This window comes from Rickettsia montanensis str. OSU 85-930, assembly GCF_000284175.1.
GTDB lineage: Bacteria > Pseudomonadota > Alphaproteobacteria > Rickettsiales > Rickettsiaceae > Rickettsia > Rickettsia rickettsii.
In genome coordinates this window covers 597994-617430 of record NC_017043.1, presented here as the reverse complement: position 1 = coordinate 617430, position 19437 = coordinate 597994, and the positions used below count along the sequence as shown (strand labels likewise).

Here is a 19437-nt window from a genome sequence, read left to right as displayed (position 1 = left end):
ATTTATGTTTTTATGGTCGGGGCGGAGAGATTCGAACTCCCGACCCTCTGGTCCCAAACCAGATGCGCTACCAGGCTGCGCTACGCCCCGATAATTAATTATGTCTATACTATATACTCTATTATTCGTAGCAAATCAATTTGTTTATGTAAAAATTTGTAGATTTTACCTAGAAAAAGTGGTTTTGTTAGGTTCTAAGCGTCATTGTGTCAGTCCTGCGGCTTTGTTGTATGGTCCTTATGTCATACCCGCGGGAGCTGGAATCCAGTCTTTTTTGCTGTCATACCGTGACTTGACCCCGATCTTGTATAACAGACTGTGTCCTGAGATCCCGCAATCAAGTTGCGGGATGACATAAGAGGTACAAAAATTAATAAAGTTTTGCGGTTTTTACTAAGAAGCTAAAATAGATAGGTTTTACCATTGTATTTCTTAAGTTTTATATACGATTTACCGAATTTCTATAAAAGTACATAAAGTTTAATTTATTTTAAACAAGAAAAAGTAATCATAAGTTACTTTTTCTATATAGAAAATACCTTATTTATAAGTATTTTTTATAGATATTTTAGTATTTAATTAAGTAATATGTTATTTATAGAACAAAATCATAAGTTAGAAAAATTAAGCCCAAATTTAGGAGATATTATGTCAAGTCAACGATAAAAAATTTAATAAAAAAAGGCATGTTTGCATCAACTGCGGCATTGATGCTTACTAGCACTAGTGCCCTTGGTACTGCTAACCGAATCGTAACAGTAGGGGGTGGCTCAGTAGCTGATGGTAGTGCTTTTGGCGGAGGAGCATATGTACCAGGTTCATTTGTAACCCTTGGCGAAGTAAATGATTTTAGTGCAGATGTGCCAGCAATTCCTGCTATATATTAACGCCGGCGGTAATATGTCAATTGCTGAAATCCAAGGAACCGGCACGGGTAATATAGTGTTTACTCAAGCAACTAATTTAACCTGTGGTATTAACATCACAGGCGGTAAAGCTGTGGATTTAATGTTTACCGGCCCAAGCGGCGTTAGTGGAGCTATAGGTAGCAGTACTTCAAAAGTTAGTGATATAACTATTAGCGGTGATGTATTAAATTGTACCGGAGGTATTGAGGTATTAATGCAGGCTATGTAATATTAATAAATGGTGGCGACATAAAATTTAAGGGAACAACGAATAGTTTAGATATTTCTGAAGGATCAAGCTTTTCTCCTTTTGCTTTAGCTATAAATCCTGAGGGTAACGTGGTAATTTTTGAATCTACCGCTATTACCTATTACTTATTCCGGTAGTATAGGTACTAAAGGAATGGTCGATATAGTTCAAATAGACGGGGGTGATGTTACAATTTAAGGTACCGTGAAAACAGGCTCGATTTCATTTACTACTGCCCAGTCTGCAACTTTAAGTCTTAATAATACAAGTATAATAAATGAGTCAATTATGACCACAGGTAATAAAATCCATACTCTTGCAATATCAAATGATTTAACAACTGGAGCTAGCGGTAGTGGTTCGGCAGGTTCAGACTCAAATTACCTTAAAACCGTTCAGTTCAACGGTGTAGACAGTAAAATCACAATCGATAGCGAAGATTTTTACTCGAGTATAACAACCAAGACTAATAATCAAGGTACGGCAATATTTAACGCTAATAGTGGTTTTACCGATGATTTAGGTGGTGAGAATTTAAACCTTAAACTAGTTCAGTAGTAATAAAGGTACGGTAAAAGGGGATACCTATGCTAAAGATAGTACTATTGATGCCGGTAAATCAGCAGTATTTACCGGTTATAACAGTAGAAGTTTAGAAATTCCGTCAGCCACGGTCGGCGGTGTTAAAGTGCCAAGAGCAACAACAAAATTTAATTACAAAACAAAAATCGTTTCAGAGAACTTCAAAGGGAGCAGCAGCAACTCTTCAGCGGAATACACTAATGCTGCACTTGTACAAGCACCGATTAACTGCGGTAGTCATAAATTCGATGATGATGTATGGTTACAAAAAGCGGTAACAGGCACTAATGCTATTACTTTTGCACCGAAGAAAACCGCTTTTATTGCATCGGATTTAGGAGCAAATACTATAAATTGCCGATCAAGCAACAATGATGTTTACCTGTGATAATACTAACGTAAATGTCGGGGGCAATATCTCAGGAAGTAATATAACTTTCGATCTTGGTAATAATAAAGTTACTTATACAGGCTCTGCTACTCCTACCGGTGAGCTTATTATAAATGTCTTCTATGATACTATAAATGCAGGGCAAACAGGCAACGCTAATAGCGGTAATATAGTACTCGCAAGCGGTAGTACCTTTGATTTATCAAATGTTTCTTCAATTAAAGTATTTTTAACTGCACAAAATAGTCCGTCTGCTATTGGGCAGGGTAGTGCTTATCCTATCATCACCACGGCAGGAGGTAATATCATAGTCGGTAATGCTGCAAGCTTACCGTTTAATGTAACCGCTAATGAAGGTGGTTTTGTTAGATGGCAAATTACAGGTAATTCCTTTGTACTTTTACCGATAGAACCAACAGGAGATGTAACAATAGATAATGTCATCAAAATTTTAATAAATACTCCTGTAGGGCAAAGACGAGAAGTAGTTGAACATCTATTACCTATAATTCAAAGACCTTCAAATGAAATACATAGAATAACTACTTCGCTTATTACCCCAATGGGCTCCTTCCGTCGGTCCGAGTGTTGGAGGTTTTAACACTCTACAGCCGCCACCAACTAGCGGTAGTGTAGTTAACAATATATTGTTCCGCCTACCACTCCGGGCGGCTACGACGTAACACCTAGCAATCCGGCAGGATATAATACTCCGACTACTCTGGTTACAGGCACAGGCGGATTTGGTCCTAACAGACCTGGTACAGGAGGAACTATAGGAGGTAATATTGGTACAGGCAGCGGTAACCCATCAGTTGGTACCGGTGGTTTTGGTCCTAATGGTCCGGGTAATGTTGGTACTACAAGCAGTAATATTACTGGTGGCAGTATCACAGGTGGAGTATTTAATCCGGATGGTCCAGCTGTTGTAGCTCCAAGCGGTCCTGGTACAGGTGGAGGAGGCTTTGGTCCTAATGGTCCTGTAACGGGCGGAGCTACGGGTAATGGTCCTGCTAATGTCGGAGGCAATCCTTACGGTCCGAGTGCTTCGGTCGTAATGACTCCAACCTCAAACGTAGGCGCTAACCAGTTATCAACCGGGGGAGGCGGTAGTTTTGGAGGTACTACGGGCTATAACAGTCCGTCAACAGGTGGTTCAAGCTACAATAGTCCAGCTTCCGGTTCGGATGTATACAGTCCATCAACGGCTTCTAGTGGTCAGAGTGGTGCCGGTGGCTCAAGTTATAATAGTCTTGCTGCAACCGGTATTGCTCCTGCTAATAGCGGTAACTCTTCAGCACAAGGGAACAGTTCTAGTTTGGGAGGTACAACTAAAGGCGGTGTAACCAACAGCGGAATTAGTCCATACGGTAATAGCGGTAATCCTAAAGCAACAGGTGTTCCTCCCGCTAATAATAGTAACGGCATGGGAAGTAGTTCCAGTAGCGATATGTCTGCTATAGGTAGTAGCCGAGATAATTCTGCAGGTACAAGTAGCGGTGGAAGCTCAGGTAGCGGAATAAGTCGTGCTAAAGCGAACGACGGCTTTAATGCTGCACAAGATAATACTAGTATCGGTAATCAAAAAGTAAGGGAGAGAATTAAGGCTCTTGAAGATGAAGAAGATGAAAATAACAACGCTATGAATCATGCAGCAGAAGATGCCACATCACGTAAGAGAGGTGCAGTTGTCGGAGGCGGTGATTGTGAACTTGATGAAAGTAAAGCTAATAATCCCATTTACGGGATATGGGCTAGCCTATATTACGGTAAGGCAGTACAAAAAGCCTTTAACGGACTTAGCGGTTATAAAGCTAAATCTACCGGTGGCTCAATCGGGGTTGATACCGTTATAAACGATAATATAGTTCTTGGTGCTGCTTATACTAGAGTCGATACGAAGTTACGTTACCAAAATGCTAAAGTCGGCAATACTACTAAGGTCGGAACTAATATGGGCTCTATATACGGTTTATATAACTTTATAAATAACCTATTTATAGAAGGTGTAACCACGCACGAAGTGATATTAAAACTAATGAACTACGTAATATCATAGGCGGTTATGAAACAGCACACGGTAAGTATCATTCAACTTACTTATAGCGGTCATCAAGTAGTTGGGGGTTATAATTATCTATGGAAAGAAACTTCATTTGCACCGATGGCAGGAATCAGGCTTACTAAGATTAAAGATTCCGGTTATCAGGAATACGGTACTTCTTTCCAAAACCTAACTATTCAGAAACGTCAATATAACAAGGTTGAAGGTATACTCGGCGGTGAAATTAAGACAACCTACTATAAGGATGAATTCATAATTAGACCGCAAATTCATGCCTTTATTAATTACGACTTCAAAGGTAAAACACCGGCAATCGTTGCAGATCTTAATGGTCTTAATGAGCCTCTACCGGTACCGGCACCTAAACCTACTAAAATGCTATATGATTTAGGGGTAGGTGCAGTAATTAAGAAGGGTAGAATGGAGTACGGAGCGCATTACAGTCTGAACTTAGCTAAAAAATACCAATTGAATTTGTATAAGGATTATTATATTAATATCTGTAATTATTTTTCGGGAACTGCGATAGTTTTTATGGTAATTGCATGTAGTTTTTGATTTAATATTTCAGACAGGGCGTTTTTTACTAATTTATGTTGATTAATTAAAGAAAGTCCATTAAATTGAACGTCTGATATTTCTAAGGCATAATGGTCTTGATCTCCTACTAAATCAGTAATTTTCATTGTACTGTTCGGAAATGATTCTTTAAGTATTTTTTCTAACTCTTCTACAGATATTGCCATTATTTTATCAATATTAATTTAAGTATTATAAGTATTAATTAAAGTTTTTTTGCTTAAAGTAAAGCTTTATATGAATTTTTATTATAGAATTTTAAACATTCATTGATAAAATCGACTCTTATGCATATAATAATTAATATTATTATGTCATTTATTAATTATTATGAAAAAAGAAACTGAAGAATTAAAATTATTTATCTTAGAATGTTTAAGTGAGAAAAAAGCAGAAGATATTGCGGTAATTGATTTAACAGGAAAACATAAATTAGCCGATTATATTATATTTGCTAGCGGTTGTTCGACTAAAAATGTTGGAGCAATTGCTGAATATGTAGCTTTAGAATTAAAAAACAATGCTGGTATAAATATTAATATTGAGGGGCTTGGTAAATCAGAATGGGTACTAATAGATGCAGGTACTATTTTAATTAATATTTTTTATCCTGAAGTACGGGAGCATTTTAAGTTAGAAGAAATTTGGAAAAGATGAACGATCATATTCTTATTAACGTTATAATTTTACTCGGTACTGCGGTTTTTGTCGTGGCTATACTTAAGCGTCTTAGATTAAGTCCGGTACTTGGTTACTTAATTGCCGGAGCTGCAATAGGTGATCACGGTTTAAAAATCGTAACATATGACCAAACTAAGTTACTAGGTGAACTTGGTGTAGTATTTCTATTATTTGCGATAGGACTTGAGTTATCCTTCGAGCGATTAAAAGTTATGAGACGATATGTATTTGGTCTCGGTAGTTTGCAAGTTTTAACAACCGCTATAGTAATTGCCGGTGCAATGGTGCTTATAGACGGCAATAGTAGTGCGGCTATTATTACCGGCGGTGGTCTGGCCCTTTCATCTACGGCACTTGTTATGCAGGTTATTGAGGAAAATCGTAGTCAATCAACGCAAATAGGAAGAGTTTCTTTAGCTATTCTGTTACTACAAGATTTGGCCGTAGTGCCATTGCTTGTGATAGTTCCGTTACTTGCCGGTAACAATAAAGCCTCGCTTGCAGCGGCTCTTGGTATTGCACTCTTAAAAGCCGTAACGGCCTTACTTACAATATTTATTGTCGGTCGTGTTTTTCTTCGTCCTGTATTTTCATTCATTTCATCAGAAAGTAATAATGCAAGCGAGTTACCTATTCCGATGACTTTGTTAATAGTACTTTCTGCTGCTTGGGCTACCGAAACATTTGGTTTATCTTTAGCTCTAGGAGCATTTGTTGCTGGAGTATTAGTTGCGGAAACTGAATTTAGATTGCAGGCAGAGGAAAGTATTTATCCTTTCAAAAGTTTATTTTTAGGATTGTTTTTCATGACCGTGGGTATGAATATCGATGCCCTAGAAATGTATGAAAAAATATCTCATATTCTTACTTTATCTATTGCTTTAATAGGTATAAAAACCTTAATCATAACGGCTTTTTGTATTTTATTTGGTTTTAATAAAGGAGTTGCTTTTTATTCAGGCTTATTATTATCGCAAAGCGGAGAGTTTGGTTTTATATTATTCAGTTTAGGTAAAGATAGTGGAGTATTAGAAGAAAGTACTGCCGATATATTATTACTCGTAGTTACTTTTACTATGGCACTTACTCCATTACTCGCAGCTTTAGGGCAAAAGATTGCCGAGAAAGTTGATAAAGGACTTGGTAAAACTCCGACTCAAATGATTGAGCTTGGGGCAAGAGATTTAACAAATCATATTATTATTGCCGGGCTCGGTAATACCGGTAAAATGGTAGCAAGAGTTTTGGAAGCGGAAGGTATAAGTTACGTAATACTTGATTTAGATGATGATAGAGTAAAAGAAGAGCTATCAAACGGTTTGCCGGTTTTTAAAGGTGATGTATCGCAAGCCGATACTCTAAAGGCATTAGGTACGGAAAGAGCATTCGCTATAATACTTACTATGAATAATCAAGTAACTATCAAGAAATCGCTTAAAACAATTAGTAGTAATTATCAGGATATACCGGTTGTCGTTAAGTTGAAAAATTTAAAAAATGCTAGAGAGTTTTATGATTTAGGTGCCACAACTATTATTCCGGAAAGTTATGAGACTGGATTACAAATAGGTGGAACAGTTCTAAAAGATATAGGTATTAGCGAGCAGGAAATTAATAGAATAAAAGTACAATTTAGGCTTGGTAATTATATAATAGCAAAAAAAGAGGATGCTTTATCTGAAGCGGAAGATAATGATTAAAATTCTTATTACTTTAATTATTGTAATATTATCAATAACAATTAATGCCGATAATAAAAAATTGCCTATTCCGAGATTTGTTTCAATAAAATCTAATGAAGTAAATGCAAGGAGCGGACCAACTACTAAATCTGCCGTAGAATGGGTTTTTGTTAAAAAAGGCGAACCGGTAGAAATAACTGCAGAGTACAAGCAATGGCGACAAGTACGTGACATTAACGGCGAAGGTGGTTGGATACATTCAAGCGTTTTATCAGGTAAAAGATCAGTAGTTATTACTTCTGATAAGGAAATAGAACTTACCAAATCCGTAGACCCTAAAAGCCGAGTTATAGCAAAATTAATGCCAAAAGTTCGTTGTAGTTTAAAAAAATGTAAAGAACAATTCTGCCAAATTACATGTAAGGATTACACAGGTTGGATTTCCAAGAAAGTAATTTGGGGAGTGTATGATGATAATGATAGGTATTAATAGGCTTCTTGCATAACCTATCTTATAAAGAGGAATTTGAAGGAAGCACGGAACACAGCACTGCAGCGTACATAAAAGTACGTGAGGATGCGAGTACCGGATTGACGTACAAATTACCTTTAGAAGGAGGTTATGCAAGAAGCCTATTACCGATAATAAATTGTAAAAGTAATTTACTACCTGAAGTTAATTTGCTATATATAAAAACTTACCAAAGATATAATTATTTATGCAAAGATATTTAGACGGTACAAATGATGTCGCATTTAAAAAATTATTTAGCGATAAAGTAAAATTAATAAATTTATTGAACTCTCTTCTTAGGTTATCGAAAGGAGATAGCATCATAGATTTAAGCTATATAACTACTGAACAGTTACCTTTATTTCTTGAAGGGCAAAGAAGTTTGTTCGATCTAAAAGTTAAAGATGAAACCGGTAGATGGTATATAATCGAGATGCAGCGTAAAATGGAGAAAGATTATCTTAATAGAACGCAGCTTTACGGTTGTTATACCTACGTTAGTCAAATTAAGAAGGGTATGAAACATAAGGACTTATTGCCGGTAGTAATAATTTCTATCATAGGAGCAAAAGCTTTGCCTGATGAATTGCCGTATATTAGCTATCATCATATAAAAGAAAGCAATACCCATAAACAATATTTGTTTTCATTAACTTATGTATTTATTGAACTAGGAAAGTTTAAAAAAATGATCTTAAAGATGATACCGATGAATGGTTGCATTTATTAAAATATGCTTCGCAAGAACAAGAACCGCCAAAAGAGATTAAAAATGAAATTATTGTGTTATCGGCATATGCAAGTTTAGAGCAATATAAATGGACAGAACAGGAGCATGATGATTATTTTAGAGCTGAAATGGCTATACAACAAGAAATAGACAAGTTTGAAGAAAAGTTTAATGCCGGGATGGAGAAGGGCATAGAGAAAGAGCAAATTGAAACTGCAAAAGAAATGCTAATAGAGAACGAACCTATAGAGAAAATAGCACGATATACTAAGCTTACAATAGAAGAAATAAAAAAGCTAAAAGCAAAAAAATAATAAAAATCTAAATATTAGCATTTTTAACTGGATTGCTTCGTCAAGACTTGCAGTTTTTCCTCGCAATGACGGGTGCTTTTAAAGATATCTATAGTTATTGAGCAATGCTCATCAAGGTTTTAGTTTAAAGATTGATAAAGTTAATTAAATATAGTATAATATAAAACTTTTTATAGTATATTCGATGAACTGCAAAAATTGGCTGAGTCGTTCTACAAGAGCTTCGGTTCTCGCGTATTACGTTATATGCAGCTCATCTTGCCTTGTGAACTCCTTGCTCTTTTTGAAGTTGATCTTCGTATACTAGGCTTTTAGTTTAAAGATATATATAAAAAATTATGAGTAAGAAGCTTTATATTAAGACCTACGGGTGTCAGATGAATGTTTATGACTCCGTTAAGATGCAGGATTTGCTTTATCCCTTTGGCTATGAACCTACTGAAAATATTGAAGAAGCAGATGTTATTATTCTAAATACTTGTCATATCAGAGAGAAAGCAGCCGAAAAAACTTATTCTGAACTCGGTCGTATTAAGAAACTACAAGATACCAGAACAAAACAAGGTTTAAGTTCTGCAATAATAGTTGTAGCCGGTTGTGTTGCACAGGCGGAAGGGGAGGAGATTTTTACAAGAATTCCTTATGTTGATATTGTTGTCGGTCCGCAATCTTATTATAACCTGCCGGAATTAATCTCAAAAGTCGTCAGACACGAAAAGCACTTAATCGATCTTGATTTTGTTGAAGAAGCAAAATTTGATCAGCTACCTGAGCAATTATATCCACAAGGAACAAGTGCCTTTATATCGGTACAGGAAGGGTGCGATAAATTTTGTACTTTCTGCGTAGTACCTTATACTAGAGGTGCTGAATTTTCAAGAAATGTAGAGCAGGTTTACAGAGAAGCACTAAAAGTAGTTAGTAGCGGTGCTAAAGAAATTATGTTACTTGGACAAAATGTCAATGCATATCACGGTAAAGGTCCTGCAGATAAAATATTTAGTCTAGCCGATTTACTTAAACATCTAGCACAAATTCCCAATTTAGAGAGATTACGTTATACCACCTCACACCCGATAGATATGAATGATGATCTAATAAAACTGCACGGCACCGAACCTAAATTAATGCCGTTTCTACATCTACCGGTGCAGTCAGGTTCAAATAAAATATTAAAAGCCATGAACCGCAAACATGCTCGGGAATATTATTTTGATATAATTAATCGCTTAAGAGAAGCAAGGCCCGATATAGTTTTATCCTCTGATTTTATTGTCGGGTTTCCCGGTGAAACAGATGAAGATTTTGAGGGTACGTTAGATTTGGTCCGCAGAGTGAAATACGGTCAGTGCTATTCGTTTAAATATAGCCCACGTCCCGGCACACCTGGTGCAACTAGAACCGACCAAATACCTGAACATATAAAATCAGAGAGATTAACTATATTACAACAAGAACTCATGGCTCAGCAACTAGCTTTTAATGCAAGTTGTGTTGGTAGTACTATGAAAGTTCTATTTGATCGTAATGGTAAATTCGACGACCAGATAATAGGTAAAACTCCATACATGCAGTCCGTATATATCCAAAACCCTAATAAATCTTTACTTGGTAAAATCATTGACGTCAAAATTACTAAGGCTTCACTTAATAGTTTAACCGGCGAAATATTATAAGTCATGCATAAATCTCTTCTTTTTTGTTTAAAAATTTTTGCCTTCCTTATTTTAGTAGGTTGCGGGATTACTGCTTATATAATATACCACTATTCACGTGATTTGCCTGATTACTCACAGCTTGCACGTTATTATCCACCGTCGGTAACGCGTATTTATTCCCGTGACGGCAAATTAATGGAGGAGTACGCTTTTGAACGTCGTGTATTTGTACCGATTAATAGCGTACCGAGTTCGCTAATAGAAAGTTTTATTGCAGCTGAGGATAAGAATTTCTATAACCATCCCGGCGTTGATTTGCTTGGAATAGTTAGAGCGGCATTTTTAAACATATCGAATTATTTACATCATAGGCGTATGGAAGGAGCGTCTACCATTACTCAGCAAGTGGTTAAAAATTTTCTGCTAACTAACGAAATTTCTCTTGAACGTAAGATTAAAGAAGCGATTCTTTCTTATATGATTTCAAGAGTATTTACTAAGGATCAAATTTTAGAATTATATCTTAATCAAACATTTTTTGGTCGTGGTGCATACGGCGTTGCAGCAGCTGCACAAAATTATTTTAATAAATCCGTAGAGGAACTTACTATTGCAGAATCAGCTTTTATTGCGGCACTGCCTAAAGCCCCTTCCGAACTTAATCCTGAGAGAAACTATGCTAGAGTAAAAGCTCGTCGTGATTACGTAATAGCACGTATGTTTGAAGATGGTTATATAACAAGAGACGCTGCGAAAGAAGCTATGGATAGCCCGATAGTTTTACGTAAACGAGCTAAAGAAGAAACTGTTACGGCAGATTATTATGCTGCACAGGTCAGAGAAGAAGTAATTAGGATGTTAAATAGTAAGGAAGAATTTTATACCAGGGGTCTTACTATCATTACTTCTTTAGATGCAAAGATGCAGCAATTAGCTGAAAACTCTCTAAGAAAAGGTCTAAGGGAGTTTGATAGAAGGCGTGGTTTTAGAAAGCCTATAGCTAATATTTCTCTTGATAATTGGCAAGGAGAGCTAAAAAAACTACCGACTCCTCCATCGCTTTTAGAGTATAAATTAGCTGTAGTTCTAGATGTAGCCGATAATCATGTAGAGATTGGACTTATAGACGGCAGCAAATCTAAGATGCCTATTGCTGAAATGAAATGGGCAAGAAGTAATCTTAAATCAGTTAAGACCTTGCTTAAAAAAGGTGATGTGATAGTGGTTGAGGCTATAAAAGAGGGGTATGCTCTTCGTCAGATTCCTGAAGTAAACGGTGCTATTATGGTTATGAACCCAAATACCGGACAGGTACTTGCAAGCGTCGGCGGTTATGATTTTTCCACAAGTAAATTTGATAGAGTAACTCAAGCACTTCGTCAACCCGGTTCTTTGAGTAAAACCTTTGTTTATTTAGCAGCTCTTGAAAATGGTGTTAAGCCGAATCAGATTTTTAACGATGGACCTATTGAGATTTCGCAAGGTCCAGGGATGCCTAGTTGGCGTCCTAAAAATTATGAGGGTAAGTTTTTAGGTGAAATCACTATGCGTACTGGTCTTGAAAAATCTCGTAATCTTATAACCGTAAGAGTTGCAACTGCCGTAGGACTTACAAAAATCGTTGATATAATTAAGCGTTTCGGTATTAATAATGAACCAAAAAAAGTTTACTCTATGGTACTTGGTTCAATTGAAACCACACTTAGCAGAATAACTAATGCTTATGCAATTATTGCTAACGGCGGTAAAAAAGTTGAGCCTCATTTTGTAGAATTAATTAAAGATCGTAACGGTAAAATTATTTATAGGCGAGATGATAGAGAATGTCTTGCTTGTAATGTTTCGGATAGTAATTTAGATACCGCAATATTAGAAATGCCGAAAGAATATATCTATAGAGTTACGGATGAAGCTAGTGATTATCAAATTACTTCGTTTTTAACCGGAGTAATAGATAGAGGTACCGGTTATGCTGCGAAGAAGTTAGGGAAAATTATCGGCGGAAAAACCGGTACTAGTAACGATAGTAAAGATACATGGTTTGTAGGTTTTACACCCAAAATAGTAGTCGGCAGTTATGTGGGCTATGATACACCGAAAGAGCTTGGAAAAAGAGCAACAGGTTCAAACGTAGTATTACCGATTTTTATTGATTTTATGAGTAATGCTTATAAGGATGAGCCATCGCTGCCTTTCAAAGTTCCAGATTCAATTAAGCTAATCGCCGTAGATAGAGCAACTGGTAAAATTACACCAAGCGGTACAGTTATAGAAGCATTTAAAGTAAATAATGTTCAGATGTTTGAGAATGAAGATATGATTGATAATCAAGATAATAATGATATTTTTGATTATGTACCAAGTAAGGAAGATCAATCGCAGGAAATTTACTAAACTGTATAATTAGTTTAAGACGATGTCATTCCCTGTTCTCTATGTCATGCAACAAAACCACCTATTTTTATTTTAACCTATGAAAAAAATTATTTTATATCTCACTGCCCTAATATCACTTACTATACCTTTTATAACTCAAGCGGATTGTTTTTTAGTTAATGAAAATGATAAAATTATAAAACAATAAGGTAATTGCGAGTCTCGTTATGCTCCATGCTCAACATTTAAAATTGCTATAAGTTTAATGGGTTATGATGATGGGTTTTTAATTGATGAAACTTATCCAAAACTACCTTTTAAAGAATGATATGCTGACTATCTTGAAGTTTGGAAACAATCCCAAACACCTAAAGATTAGATGAAGAATAGCTGTGTTTGGTATTCTCAGATTATTACTAAAGAATTAGGTATTGAAAAATTTCGTGATTATGTAACAAAATTTGATTATGGTAATCGTGATATTTCAGGAGATAAAGGAAAGAATAACGGTTTAACTAATGCATGGTTTTCTAGTTCTTTAGAAATTTTACCGTAAGAACAATTAGCTTTTCTTCAGAAACTAGCAGAGAATAAATTGCCTGTAAGTGTTAAAGCCCAAGAAATGACTAAAAATATTTTGTTTATTGAAGATCTTGTAGATTGTTGGAAGCGTTACGGTAAAACAGGCAGCGGTAATAAACTTAGCCAAGATAGAACTGTAAAGTTAAAGGATCGTAAAATCGGATGGTTTATAGGTTGGCTACAAAAAAATGACAGAACAGTTTTCTTTGTACATTTCATTGAAGATAATAAAAATTATGATTCTTATGCAGGGCGACGTTCTAAAGAAGCAGCGAAATAAAAGAATTGATAAATAAAGAATTGAAATAAATCTCAATTTTTATTTTCGAGGAACAACCAACAGTGAATTTGCTATTGGTTGTTGATTAAAAAGCAATACTCTAGGTTATCTATACTAAAGTACCTTCTTCTTCACAGGAGACTCCGGTCATATCTACCACAGCATGATTATTATCAAGTAGAGTGTTATTTTCAGTAGTAACAAATTTCAGCAGCAAGTTTTTCAGCTTCAATTTCATCAATATATTGTTTTAATTTAGCTTTTTTTGCGTTTTTATTTCTAACATACCAAGTTACCCCTACACCTATTATAACAGCTATGGAGGCAACTACAGCTGTGCCAATGCTTATATATTGAGCAACCAAGGAATTATTGTTATCACTCTCATCAAACATATTTTCTTGAGAGTTGTAAGTTGTATTGAAAGCAGTATTAGTAAGGTTTGCTACGGTGTTATTAATTAAATTTATTCCCGTTCCAGTCCAACTTTCAGTGTTATCGGAAAAGATTGATTCAGAAATTTCGGCAGTAGAACTTGTTATTGTGTTATTAATCGGATTAGCTGCTATTTCAGATAAGTCTTTTGTTATGAGTTCTAATAAGTTTTCTATTGTGCTAGTACCTTGAGTAGTGCTAGATATCGGGTTAGATATTAAATCCTTTATTTCTGAAGAAATTCCATTCAAATTATTGCCTTTAAGTACCTCAAATATTTCGCATCCTTTACTATAACCTATAGTAATAGGGTTATTAGTTGCTGCAGTATTAAGTATATACTCAATAGTAGGGTTTTAAATTTTAGTATAATTTTGTGGATCAGAATAATAACGAAAATTTTCTTGACATATTTTCATCAATGCTTCCTCATACATAAAAGTATTATCACCTTGTTTTTTAAATATATAATCTCGTATATCGTCTCCATTATCATTAACTGCAGTAATAATAGCCTCGTCTATAGTTAGCGCTTTCTTTATTTTGAAAAACCCTCTAAATATTAGGTTCATGATATCGCTATTTAATAATTCAATTCCTTTGCTACACTCCATCGCTGCCATATTGTTTTTAGGACAATGCGATACAATTAAATTTTTTGTAGTAGGATCTATATAATAATTTTCTCCGTTATATCCTATTTGAAGCATATTATATTCTTGATCTCCAATTGTTGCTCTTGCTGTAGTAATTCTTGCCACAGTGGTTAAAAATGAAGTTAATTGATGTATCATTTTGCTATTCCTTTGGATTTTTAAAATTGAAGGGCATAGTCAGCAGTACTTATTTGATAGTCAAGAAATTATTAACAAAAATTAATAATTAATATATAATCATTGCAATTAGGTAAAATTATATAAATTTCAATATCACTTGAAGTATCTAAAGAAATGTTATAAAGTCAAAAAGTTCATAGAAATTTAAGGGTATTATGCAAGTAGTAAAAGCTTTAGAACAAATTTTAGCAGATAGCTATGCTTTATATTTTAAAACACAAAATTATCATTGGAATGTAGAAGGAGCAGAGTTTAGAAGTCTACATTTATTATTTTAGGGGCAGTATGAAGATTTAGCTGAAAGCTTAGATGAGCTTGCTGAAAGAATAAGCAGTTTAAATGCTAAAGTTTCCGTATTATCAGATTTAATAAAACTTGTATCTATAGATGAGGCAAATCCAAACGCAACAGCAAATGAGATGCTTAAAAATCTAGCAAAAGATCAAGATATTATTAGAGATACATAAGGGACTCAAAGTAGCACAAGCAGAGGGCGATGAGGCTACAGCCGATATGATTATTGGACGAATTAAGGTGCATGAAAAGAATAGATGGATGCTGAAGAGTAGTATACCCTAGTATCATTTCCATTTTCGTCATTGCAAGCGACTGAAGGGAGCGTGGCAATCTCAGGAGATAGTGTATGATTCCTGAGATTGCTGCGTCGATGCTGCGCATCTCCTCGCAATGACGTTAATGTTCATAACAAACAAACTAACAAAATAAAAATAAAATGGAACAATATGATGTCGCCGTTATAGGCGGTGGTCCAGGTGGATATGTTGCAGCAATTAGAGCAGCACAATTAAAGAAAAAAGTTGTATTAATAGAAAAAGAGCATTTGGGTGGGGTATGTCTTAATTGGGGTTGTATACCGACTAAATCCCTGCTTAAATCTGCTGAGGTTTTTGAATATATAAAACATGCTAAAGATTATGGAATTGATGCTAAAGGTGCTGAAATCAACATTAAGAAAATAGTCGAACGCTCAAGAGAGATTTCAAATAAGCTTGTAGGTGGTATTAAGTTACTACTGAAAAAAAACAAAGTTACCGTGATAGACGGAGTAGCAAGTCTTGCAGGAAATAAGGTAATAAATATAAATGATAAACCTACAGTAAAAGCAGGAAATATTATTATAGCTACCGGAGCAAGATCTAGGATTTTAAAAGGCTTTAAGCCTGACGGTAAACAAATTTGGACTGCTAAAGAAGCTATGATACCGCAGCATGTGCCGAAATCTATGATTATTGTCGGCTCAGGTGCAATCGGTATAGAATTCGCTTCGTTTTATAATGGTATTGGTGTAGATGTTACCGTAATTGAGGCACATAATAGAATATTGCCTGCTGAAGATACGGAAATTACCGGAATCGCTTATAAGAGCTTTGAGAAGAAAGGTATAAAAATTATTACAAATGCTAAGTTAATTAAGCAAACAAAATCAAAAGATAAGATAGAAGTTGAGTTAGAGTTAACAGATAAAACACAAAAATTACAAGCTGAAATTTTACTTATGGCAGTAGGTATTACAGCTAATACGGAAAATTTAGGTCTTGAGAAAACAAAAATTAAAGTAGAAAACGGCTATATAACTACTAACGGGTTAATGCAAACTGCGGCATCAGGAATTTATGCTATAGGTGATGTAGCAGGAGTGCCTTGTTTAGCTCATAAAGCAAGCCATGAAGGTATTATTGCAGCGGAAAGCATAGCGGGCTTAAAACCGCATGCTATTAATAAACATAATATTCCTGGTTGCACTTATTCTTCGCCGCAAATAGCAAGCGTCGGTTTGACTGAAGAAGCAGCAAAAACCTTAGGTTATGAGCTTAAAATAGGCAGATTTCCTTTTATAGCTAACGGTAAGGCTTTAGTAAGCGGTGATAGCGATGGCTTAATTAAAACTATATTTGATGCTAAGACGGGTGAGTTGCTTGGAGCTCATATGATAGGCTCGGAAGTTACAGAATTAATACAAGGATATGTGGTGTCAAAAAATTTAGAAGGAACGGAGTTGGATTTAATTAACACTATCTTCCCGCATCCGACTTTATCGGAAATGATGCATGAATCAGTATTCTCTGCTTATGATAGGGCAATACATATATAATAAATATATAATACTCGATGAACTTCAAAAATTGGCTACGTCGTCTTATAAGAGCTGTGGTGCTCACGTATTAAGTATACGCTCCGCTCCTCGTCTTATAGACTCCTTGCTCTTGTTGAAGTTGATCTTCGTATATGCGTTTCACTTTACTTCGGAGATATAAATTAAGAAAATGAACAAAGGTAATTTAATCGAGAATTATGCAGTAGCGTTATTTAATAACGCTATGGTTGATAATATACAAGATAAGATCTTTGAAGAAATTACTTCTATAAACCGTATAATTACCGATAATTTTGATATTAGAGAGTTCCTATTGTCTCCTATAGTAAATAAGAACGACAAAATTAACGCAGTCAATTCGTTAGCAAAAAATATCAAAATTAGTACAATAGTACAAAATTTTTTATTGTTATTGGTAAAAAATTCTCGTACTGCTATTTTATCTAATATAGTAGATGCTTATAATACTTTACTATATGAAAGTAAAAATATAAAGATAGTTCAGGTTATTTCTGCAAATAAGTTACAACCTAAAGAGCAGGAGTGGATTAAATCTCGTATAGAAAAAGAATTAAATCAAAAAACAGAAATATTATTTGATATAGATAGTACTATTATTGGCGGTATTGTCATTAAATATGATAGTATGTTGCAAGATTACTCAATAAAAGGTAGTTTAGAGAAAATAACGAAAGCTTTAAAGACAGTTAATATTGCTGCATAGATATTTATATAGTCATTGCGAGGAAATTACTAAGTAATTGACGAAGCAATCTCAGGATGTTTTATGAGATTGCCACGAGGTCTACGGCTGCTCATCCACACGGGCAATGCTCGTTCGCAATGACAAGAAAATTAGGAGACATAAACCACATGAAACTAAAGCCTATTGAAGTAGCTGAAATATTACAAAAGGAAATAGCTAATATTAATTGCTTAAGTGAGCTTGAGGAAGTGGGGCAGGTAATAACCGTCGGTGACGGTATAGCCCAAATTTACGGTCTTGCTAATGTAAAATCCGGTGAAGTGGTAGAATTTAAATCCGGTGTTAAGGGCCTTGTTTTAAACTTGGAAAACGATAGTGTTGGTGCTGTAATTATGGGGGATGATAACCAAGTACAGCAAGGTGATAATGTCAAAAGAACTAAAGAAGTTTTAGCAGTACCGGTAGGCAAAGCTTTGCTTGGTCGTGTTGTTGATGCTCTAGGTAATCCTATTGACGGCAAAGGCGATATTGCAAGTAAGGAGTACAGACATATCGAGATGAAGGCTCCGGGGATAATAGAAAGAACGAGTGTGAGTGAACCCGTACAAACCGGAATAAAGGCTATAGATTCATTAATCCCAATAGGTAGAGGACAAAGAGAGTTAATAATCGGTGATAGGCAAACCGGAAAAACGGCTATAGCCGTTGATACTATTATTAATCAAAAACAAGCTCATTCACTTACTAATGAAAGTGATAAAATTTATTGTATTTATGTAGCTATTGGGCAGAAAAGATCAAGTGTTGCACAAATAGTAAAAAAACTAGAAGGTGCCGGAGCCATGGACTATACACTCATTGTTTCGGTTACTGCTTCGGAAGCTGCAGCTCTTCAATTCATTGCCCCTTATTCTGCCTGTAGTATGGGCGAATATTTTCGTGATAACGGTATGCACGCACTTATTATTTATGATGATTTAAGTAAGCATGCCGTTGCATATAGACAAATCTCATTGTTACTTAGAAGACCTCCAGGGCGAGAAGCCTATCCCGGCGACGTGTTCTATCTGCATTCAAGGTTGCTTGAGCGTGCTGCTAAAATGTCAGAGGAAAAAGGCAGCGGTTCACTTACTGCTCTTCCTATAATCGAAACGCAGGCAGGTGACGTATCCGCATATATCCCAACAAATGTTATTTCGATTACCGACGGTCAAATTTTCTTAGAAAGTGAGCTATTTTATAAAGGCGTAAGACCTGCCGTTAATGTCGGTATTTCGGTAAGCCGTGTTGGTTCTGCAGCACAAATAAAGGCTATGAAGCAGGTAGCAGGTTCGGTAAAGCTAGAGCTTGCTCAATTTAGAGAGCTTGAGTCTTTCTCGCAATTTGGATCAGATTTGGACCCTGCCACTAAAGCACAAATCGATCACGGTAAAAGATTAGTTGAGATATTAAAACAAGCTCAATATCATCCTTTTCCGGTAGAAGAACAAATAGTAAGTATTTATGTCGGAACTAAGAAATATTTAAATGATGTCCCGCTTCAGAAAGTAAAAGAATTTGAAGATAAAATGCTTACGGAGATAAGGTTAAATAAAAAAGATATTTTGGAATCAATAAAAAACGAGCAACGTATAACTGAAGAAACCGAGCAGAAACTGAAAGCATTTTTAGAAGACTTCGTTAAGGAATTTGTTAAATAAGATGATGTTGTTTTTGTTTGGATACTAAGTCGTCATTGCGAGCGACTGAAAG

General features: G+C 35.4%; 19 protein-coding genes, 1 tRNA gene and 4 pseudogenes. 19 read left to right on the top strand and 5 right to left on the bottom strand.

Annotated features, from left to right (window positions below):
- Positions 1-13 precede the first annotated feature (13 nt).
- Positions 14-90, bottom strand: a tRNA-Pro gene (locus MCI_RS03395).
- 620 nt (positions 91-710) lie between these two features.
- Between MCI_RS03395 and MCI_RS03390 the strand changes: the two genes are divergently transcribed.
- The 5 genes from MCI_RS03390 (at position 711) to MCI_RS03370 (ending at position 2732) form a co-directional block, all read left to right on the top strand.
- Complete coding sequence (locus MCI_RS03390; protein WP_041404202.1) at positions 711-887, top strand: hypothetical protein; 177 nt, start codon at positions 711-713, stop codon at positions 885-887.
- Between the two features lie 13 nt (positions 888-900).
- Positions 901-1137, top strand: a complete 237-nt coding sequence (locus MCI_RS03385; protein WP_232202731.1) for a hypothetical protein — start codon at positions 901-903, stop codon at positions 1135-1137.
- Between the two features lie 225 nt (positions 1138-1362).
- Positions 1363-1716 carry a hypothetical protein gene (locus tag MCI_RS03380; protein ID WP_041404110.1) on the top strand — a complete coding sequence of 118 codons (354 nt, stop codon included), beginning with the start codon at positions 1363-1365 and terminating at the stop codon, positions 1714-1716.
- A 130-nt stretch (positions 1717-1846) separates the two neighbouring features.
- Positions 1847-2128: a hypothetical protein gene (locus MCI_RS03375; protein WP_041404109.1), complete on the top strand. Its 282-nt coding sequence runs from the start codon at positions 1847-1849 to the stop codon at positions 2126-2128.
- Positions 2112-2732, top strand: a complete 621-nt coding sequence (locus MCI_RS03370; protein WP_232202730.1) for a hypothetical protein — start codon at positions 2112-2114, stop codon at positions 2730-2732. The genes MCI_RS03375 and MCI_RS03370 overlap by 17 nt, the downstream gene beginning before the upstream one ends.
- A gap of 71 nt (positions 2733-2803) precedes the next feature.
- Here the strand turns inward: MCI_RS03370 and MCI_RS10510 are convergent, their stop codons facing one another.
- Positions 2804-3001 carry a hypothetical protein gene (locus MCI_RS10510; protein WP_041404200.1) on the bottom strand — a complete coding sequence of 66 codons (198 nt, stop codon included), beginning with the start codon at positions 2999-3001 and terminating at the stop codon, positions 2804-2806.
- A 187-nt stretch (positions 3002-3188) separates the two neighbouring features.
- Here MCI_RS10510 and MCI_RS10505 point away from each other — a divergent pair.
- Positions 3189-4754: pseudogene (locus MCI_RS10505) on the top strand (autotransporter outer membrane beta-barrel domain-containing protein).
- On the opposite strand, the gene MCI_RS03350 reads toward MCI_RS10505, so the two are convergent.
- Positions 4703-4942 carry a BolA/IbaG family iron-sulfur metabolism protein gene (locus MCI_RS03350; RefSeq protein WP_014409656.1) on the bottom strand — a complete coding sequence of 80 codons (240 nt, stop codon included), beginning with the start codon at positions 4940-4942 and terminating at the stop codon, positions 4703-4705. The pseudogene MCI_RS10505 and the gene MCI_RS03350 overlap by 52 nt on opposite strands.
- Before the next feature lie 163 nt (positions 4943-5105).
- On the opposite strand from MCI_RS03350, the gene rsfS reads away from it, so the two are divergent.
- The 9 genes and pseudogenes from rsfS to blaOXA all read left to right on the top strand — a co-directional run bounded on the left by rsfS (position 5106) and on the right by blaOXA (position 13592).
- Positions 5106-5432, top strand: a complete 327-nt coding sequence (rsfS, locus tag MCI_RS03345; RefSeq protein ID WP_014409655.1) for a ribosome silencing factor — start codon at positions 5106-5108, stop codon at positions 5430-5432.
- Entirely contained in the window at positions 5429-7156 is a 1728-nt protein-coding gene (locus tag MCI_RS03340) for a cation:proton antiporter (protein WP_014409654.1), read from the top strand. The genes rsfS and MCI_RS03340 overlap by 4 nt, the downstream gene beginning before the upstream one ends.
- Positions 7149-7628: an SH3 domain-containing protein gene (locus tag MCI_RS03335; RefSeq protein WP_014409653.1), complete on the top strand. Its 480-nt coding sequence runs from the start codon at positions 7149-7151 to the stop codon at positions 7626-7628. The genes MCI_RS03340 and MCI_RS03335 overlap by 8 nt, the downstream gene beginning before the upstream one ends.
- Positions 7628-7777 (top strand): annotated as a pseudogene (locus MCI_RS10635) (palindromic element RPE1 domain-containing protein); the annotation flags it as partial. The gene MCI_RS03335 and the pseudogene MCI_RS10635, both read left to right, overlap by 1 nt.
- An 80-nt stretch (positions 7778-7857) precedes the next feature.
- Positions 7858-8382 (top strand): Rpn family recombination-promoting nuclease/putative transposase, encoded by a 525-nt coding sequence (locus MCI_RS09745; protein ID WP_232202727.1) that lies wholly within the window; start codon positions 7858-7860, stop codon positions 8380-8382.
- The gene (locus MCI_RS09740) at positions 8370-8696 is read left to right on the top strand and encodes a hypothetical protein (RefSeq protein WP_041404108.1); all 327 of its coding nucleotides are present in this window, start codon (positions 8370-8372) and stop codon (positions 8694-8696) included. Before MCI_RS09745 ends, MCI_RS09740 begins: the two co-directional genes overlap by 13 nt.
- Before the next feature lie 338 nt (positions 8697-9034).
- On the top strand, positions 9035-10372 hold the full coding sequence (miaB, locus tag MCI_RS03315) for a tRNA (N6-isopentenyl adenosine(37)-C2)-methylthiotransferase MiaB (protein WP_014409651.1): 1338 nt from the start codon (positions 9035-9037) through the stop codon (positions 10370-10372).
- A gap of 3 nt (positions 10373-10375) precedes the next feature.
- A complete protein-coding gene (locus MCI_RS03310) occupies positions 10376-12748 on the top strand; it encodes a penicillin-binding protein 1A (RefSeq protein WP_014409650.1) in 2373 nt (790 codons plus the stop codon).
- Positions 12749-12827: 79 nt separating this feature from the next.
- Positions 12828-13592: pseudogene (blaOXA, locus tag MCI_RS10500) on the top strand (class D beta-lactamase).
- A 191-nt stretch (positions 13593-13783) separates the two neighbouring features.
- Here the strand turns inward: blaOXA and MCI_RS09725 are convergent.
- Together MCI_RS09725 and MCI_RS03285 are read right to left on the bottom strand one after the other, a co-directional pair.
- The gene (locus MCI_RS09725; RefSeq protein ID WP_232202726.1) at positions 13784-14278 is read right to left on the bottom strand and encodes a hypothetical protein; all 495 of its coding nucleotides are present in this window, start codon (positions 14276-14278) and stop codon (positions 13784-13786) included.
- 105 nt (positions 14279-14383) lie between these two features.
- A complete protein-coding gene (locus tag MCI_RS03285; RefSeq protein WP_014409649.1) occupies positions 14384-14821 on the bottom strand; it encodes a hypothetical protein in 438 nt (145 codons plus the stop codon).
- A gap of 197 nt (positions 14822-15018) precedes the next feature.
- Between MCI_RS03285 and MCI_RS08490 the strand changes: the two are divergent.
- The 4 genes and pseudogenes from MCI_RS08490 to atpA all read left to right on the top strand — a co-directional run bounded on the left by MCI_RS08490 (position 15019) and on the right by atpA (position 19385).
- A pseudogene (locus tag MCI_RS08490) lies at positions 15019-15442 on the top strand (Dps family protein).
- A gap of 154 nt (positions 15443-15596) precedes the next feature.
- The gene (gene lpdA / locus MCI_RS03275; protein WP_014409647.1) at positions 15597-16976 is read left to right on the top strand and encodes a dihydrolipoyl dehydrogenase; all 1380 of its coding nucleotides are present in this window, start codon (positions 15597-15599) and stop codon (positions 16974-16976) included.
- Positions 16977-17148: 172 nt separating this feature from the next.
- A complete protein-coding gene (atpH, locus tag MCI_RS03270; RefSeq protein WP_014409646.1) occupies positions 17149-17703 on the top strand; it encodes an ATP synthase F1 subunit delta in 555 nt (184 codons plus the stop codon).
- A gap of 149 nt (positions 17704-17852) precedes the next feature.
- Positions 17853-19385 carry a F0F1 ATP synthase subunit alpha gene (gene atpA / locus MCI_RS03265; RefSeq protein WP_014409645.1) on the top strand — a complete coding sequence of 511 codons (1533 nt, stop codon included), beginning with the start codon at positions 17853-17855 and terminating at the stop codon, positions 19383-19385.
- The last annotated feature ends 52 nt before the right edge of the window (positions 19386-19437 follow it).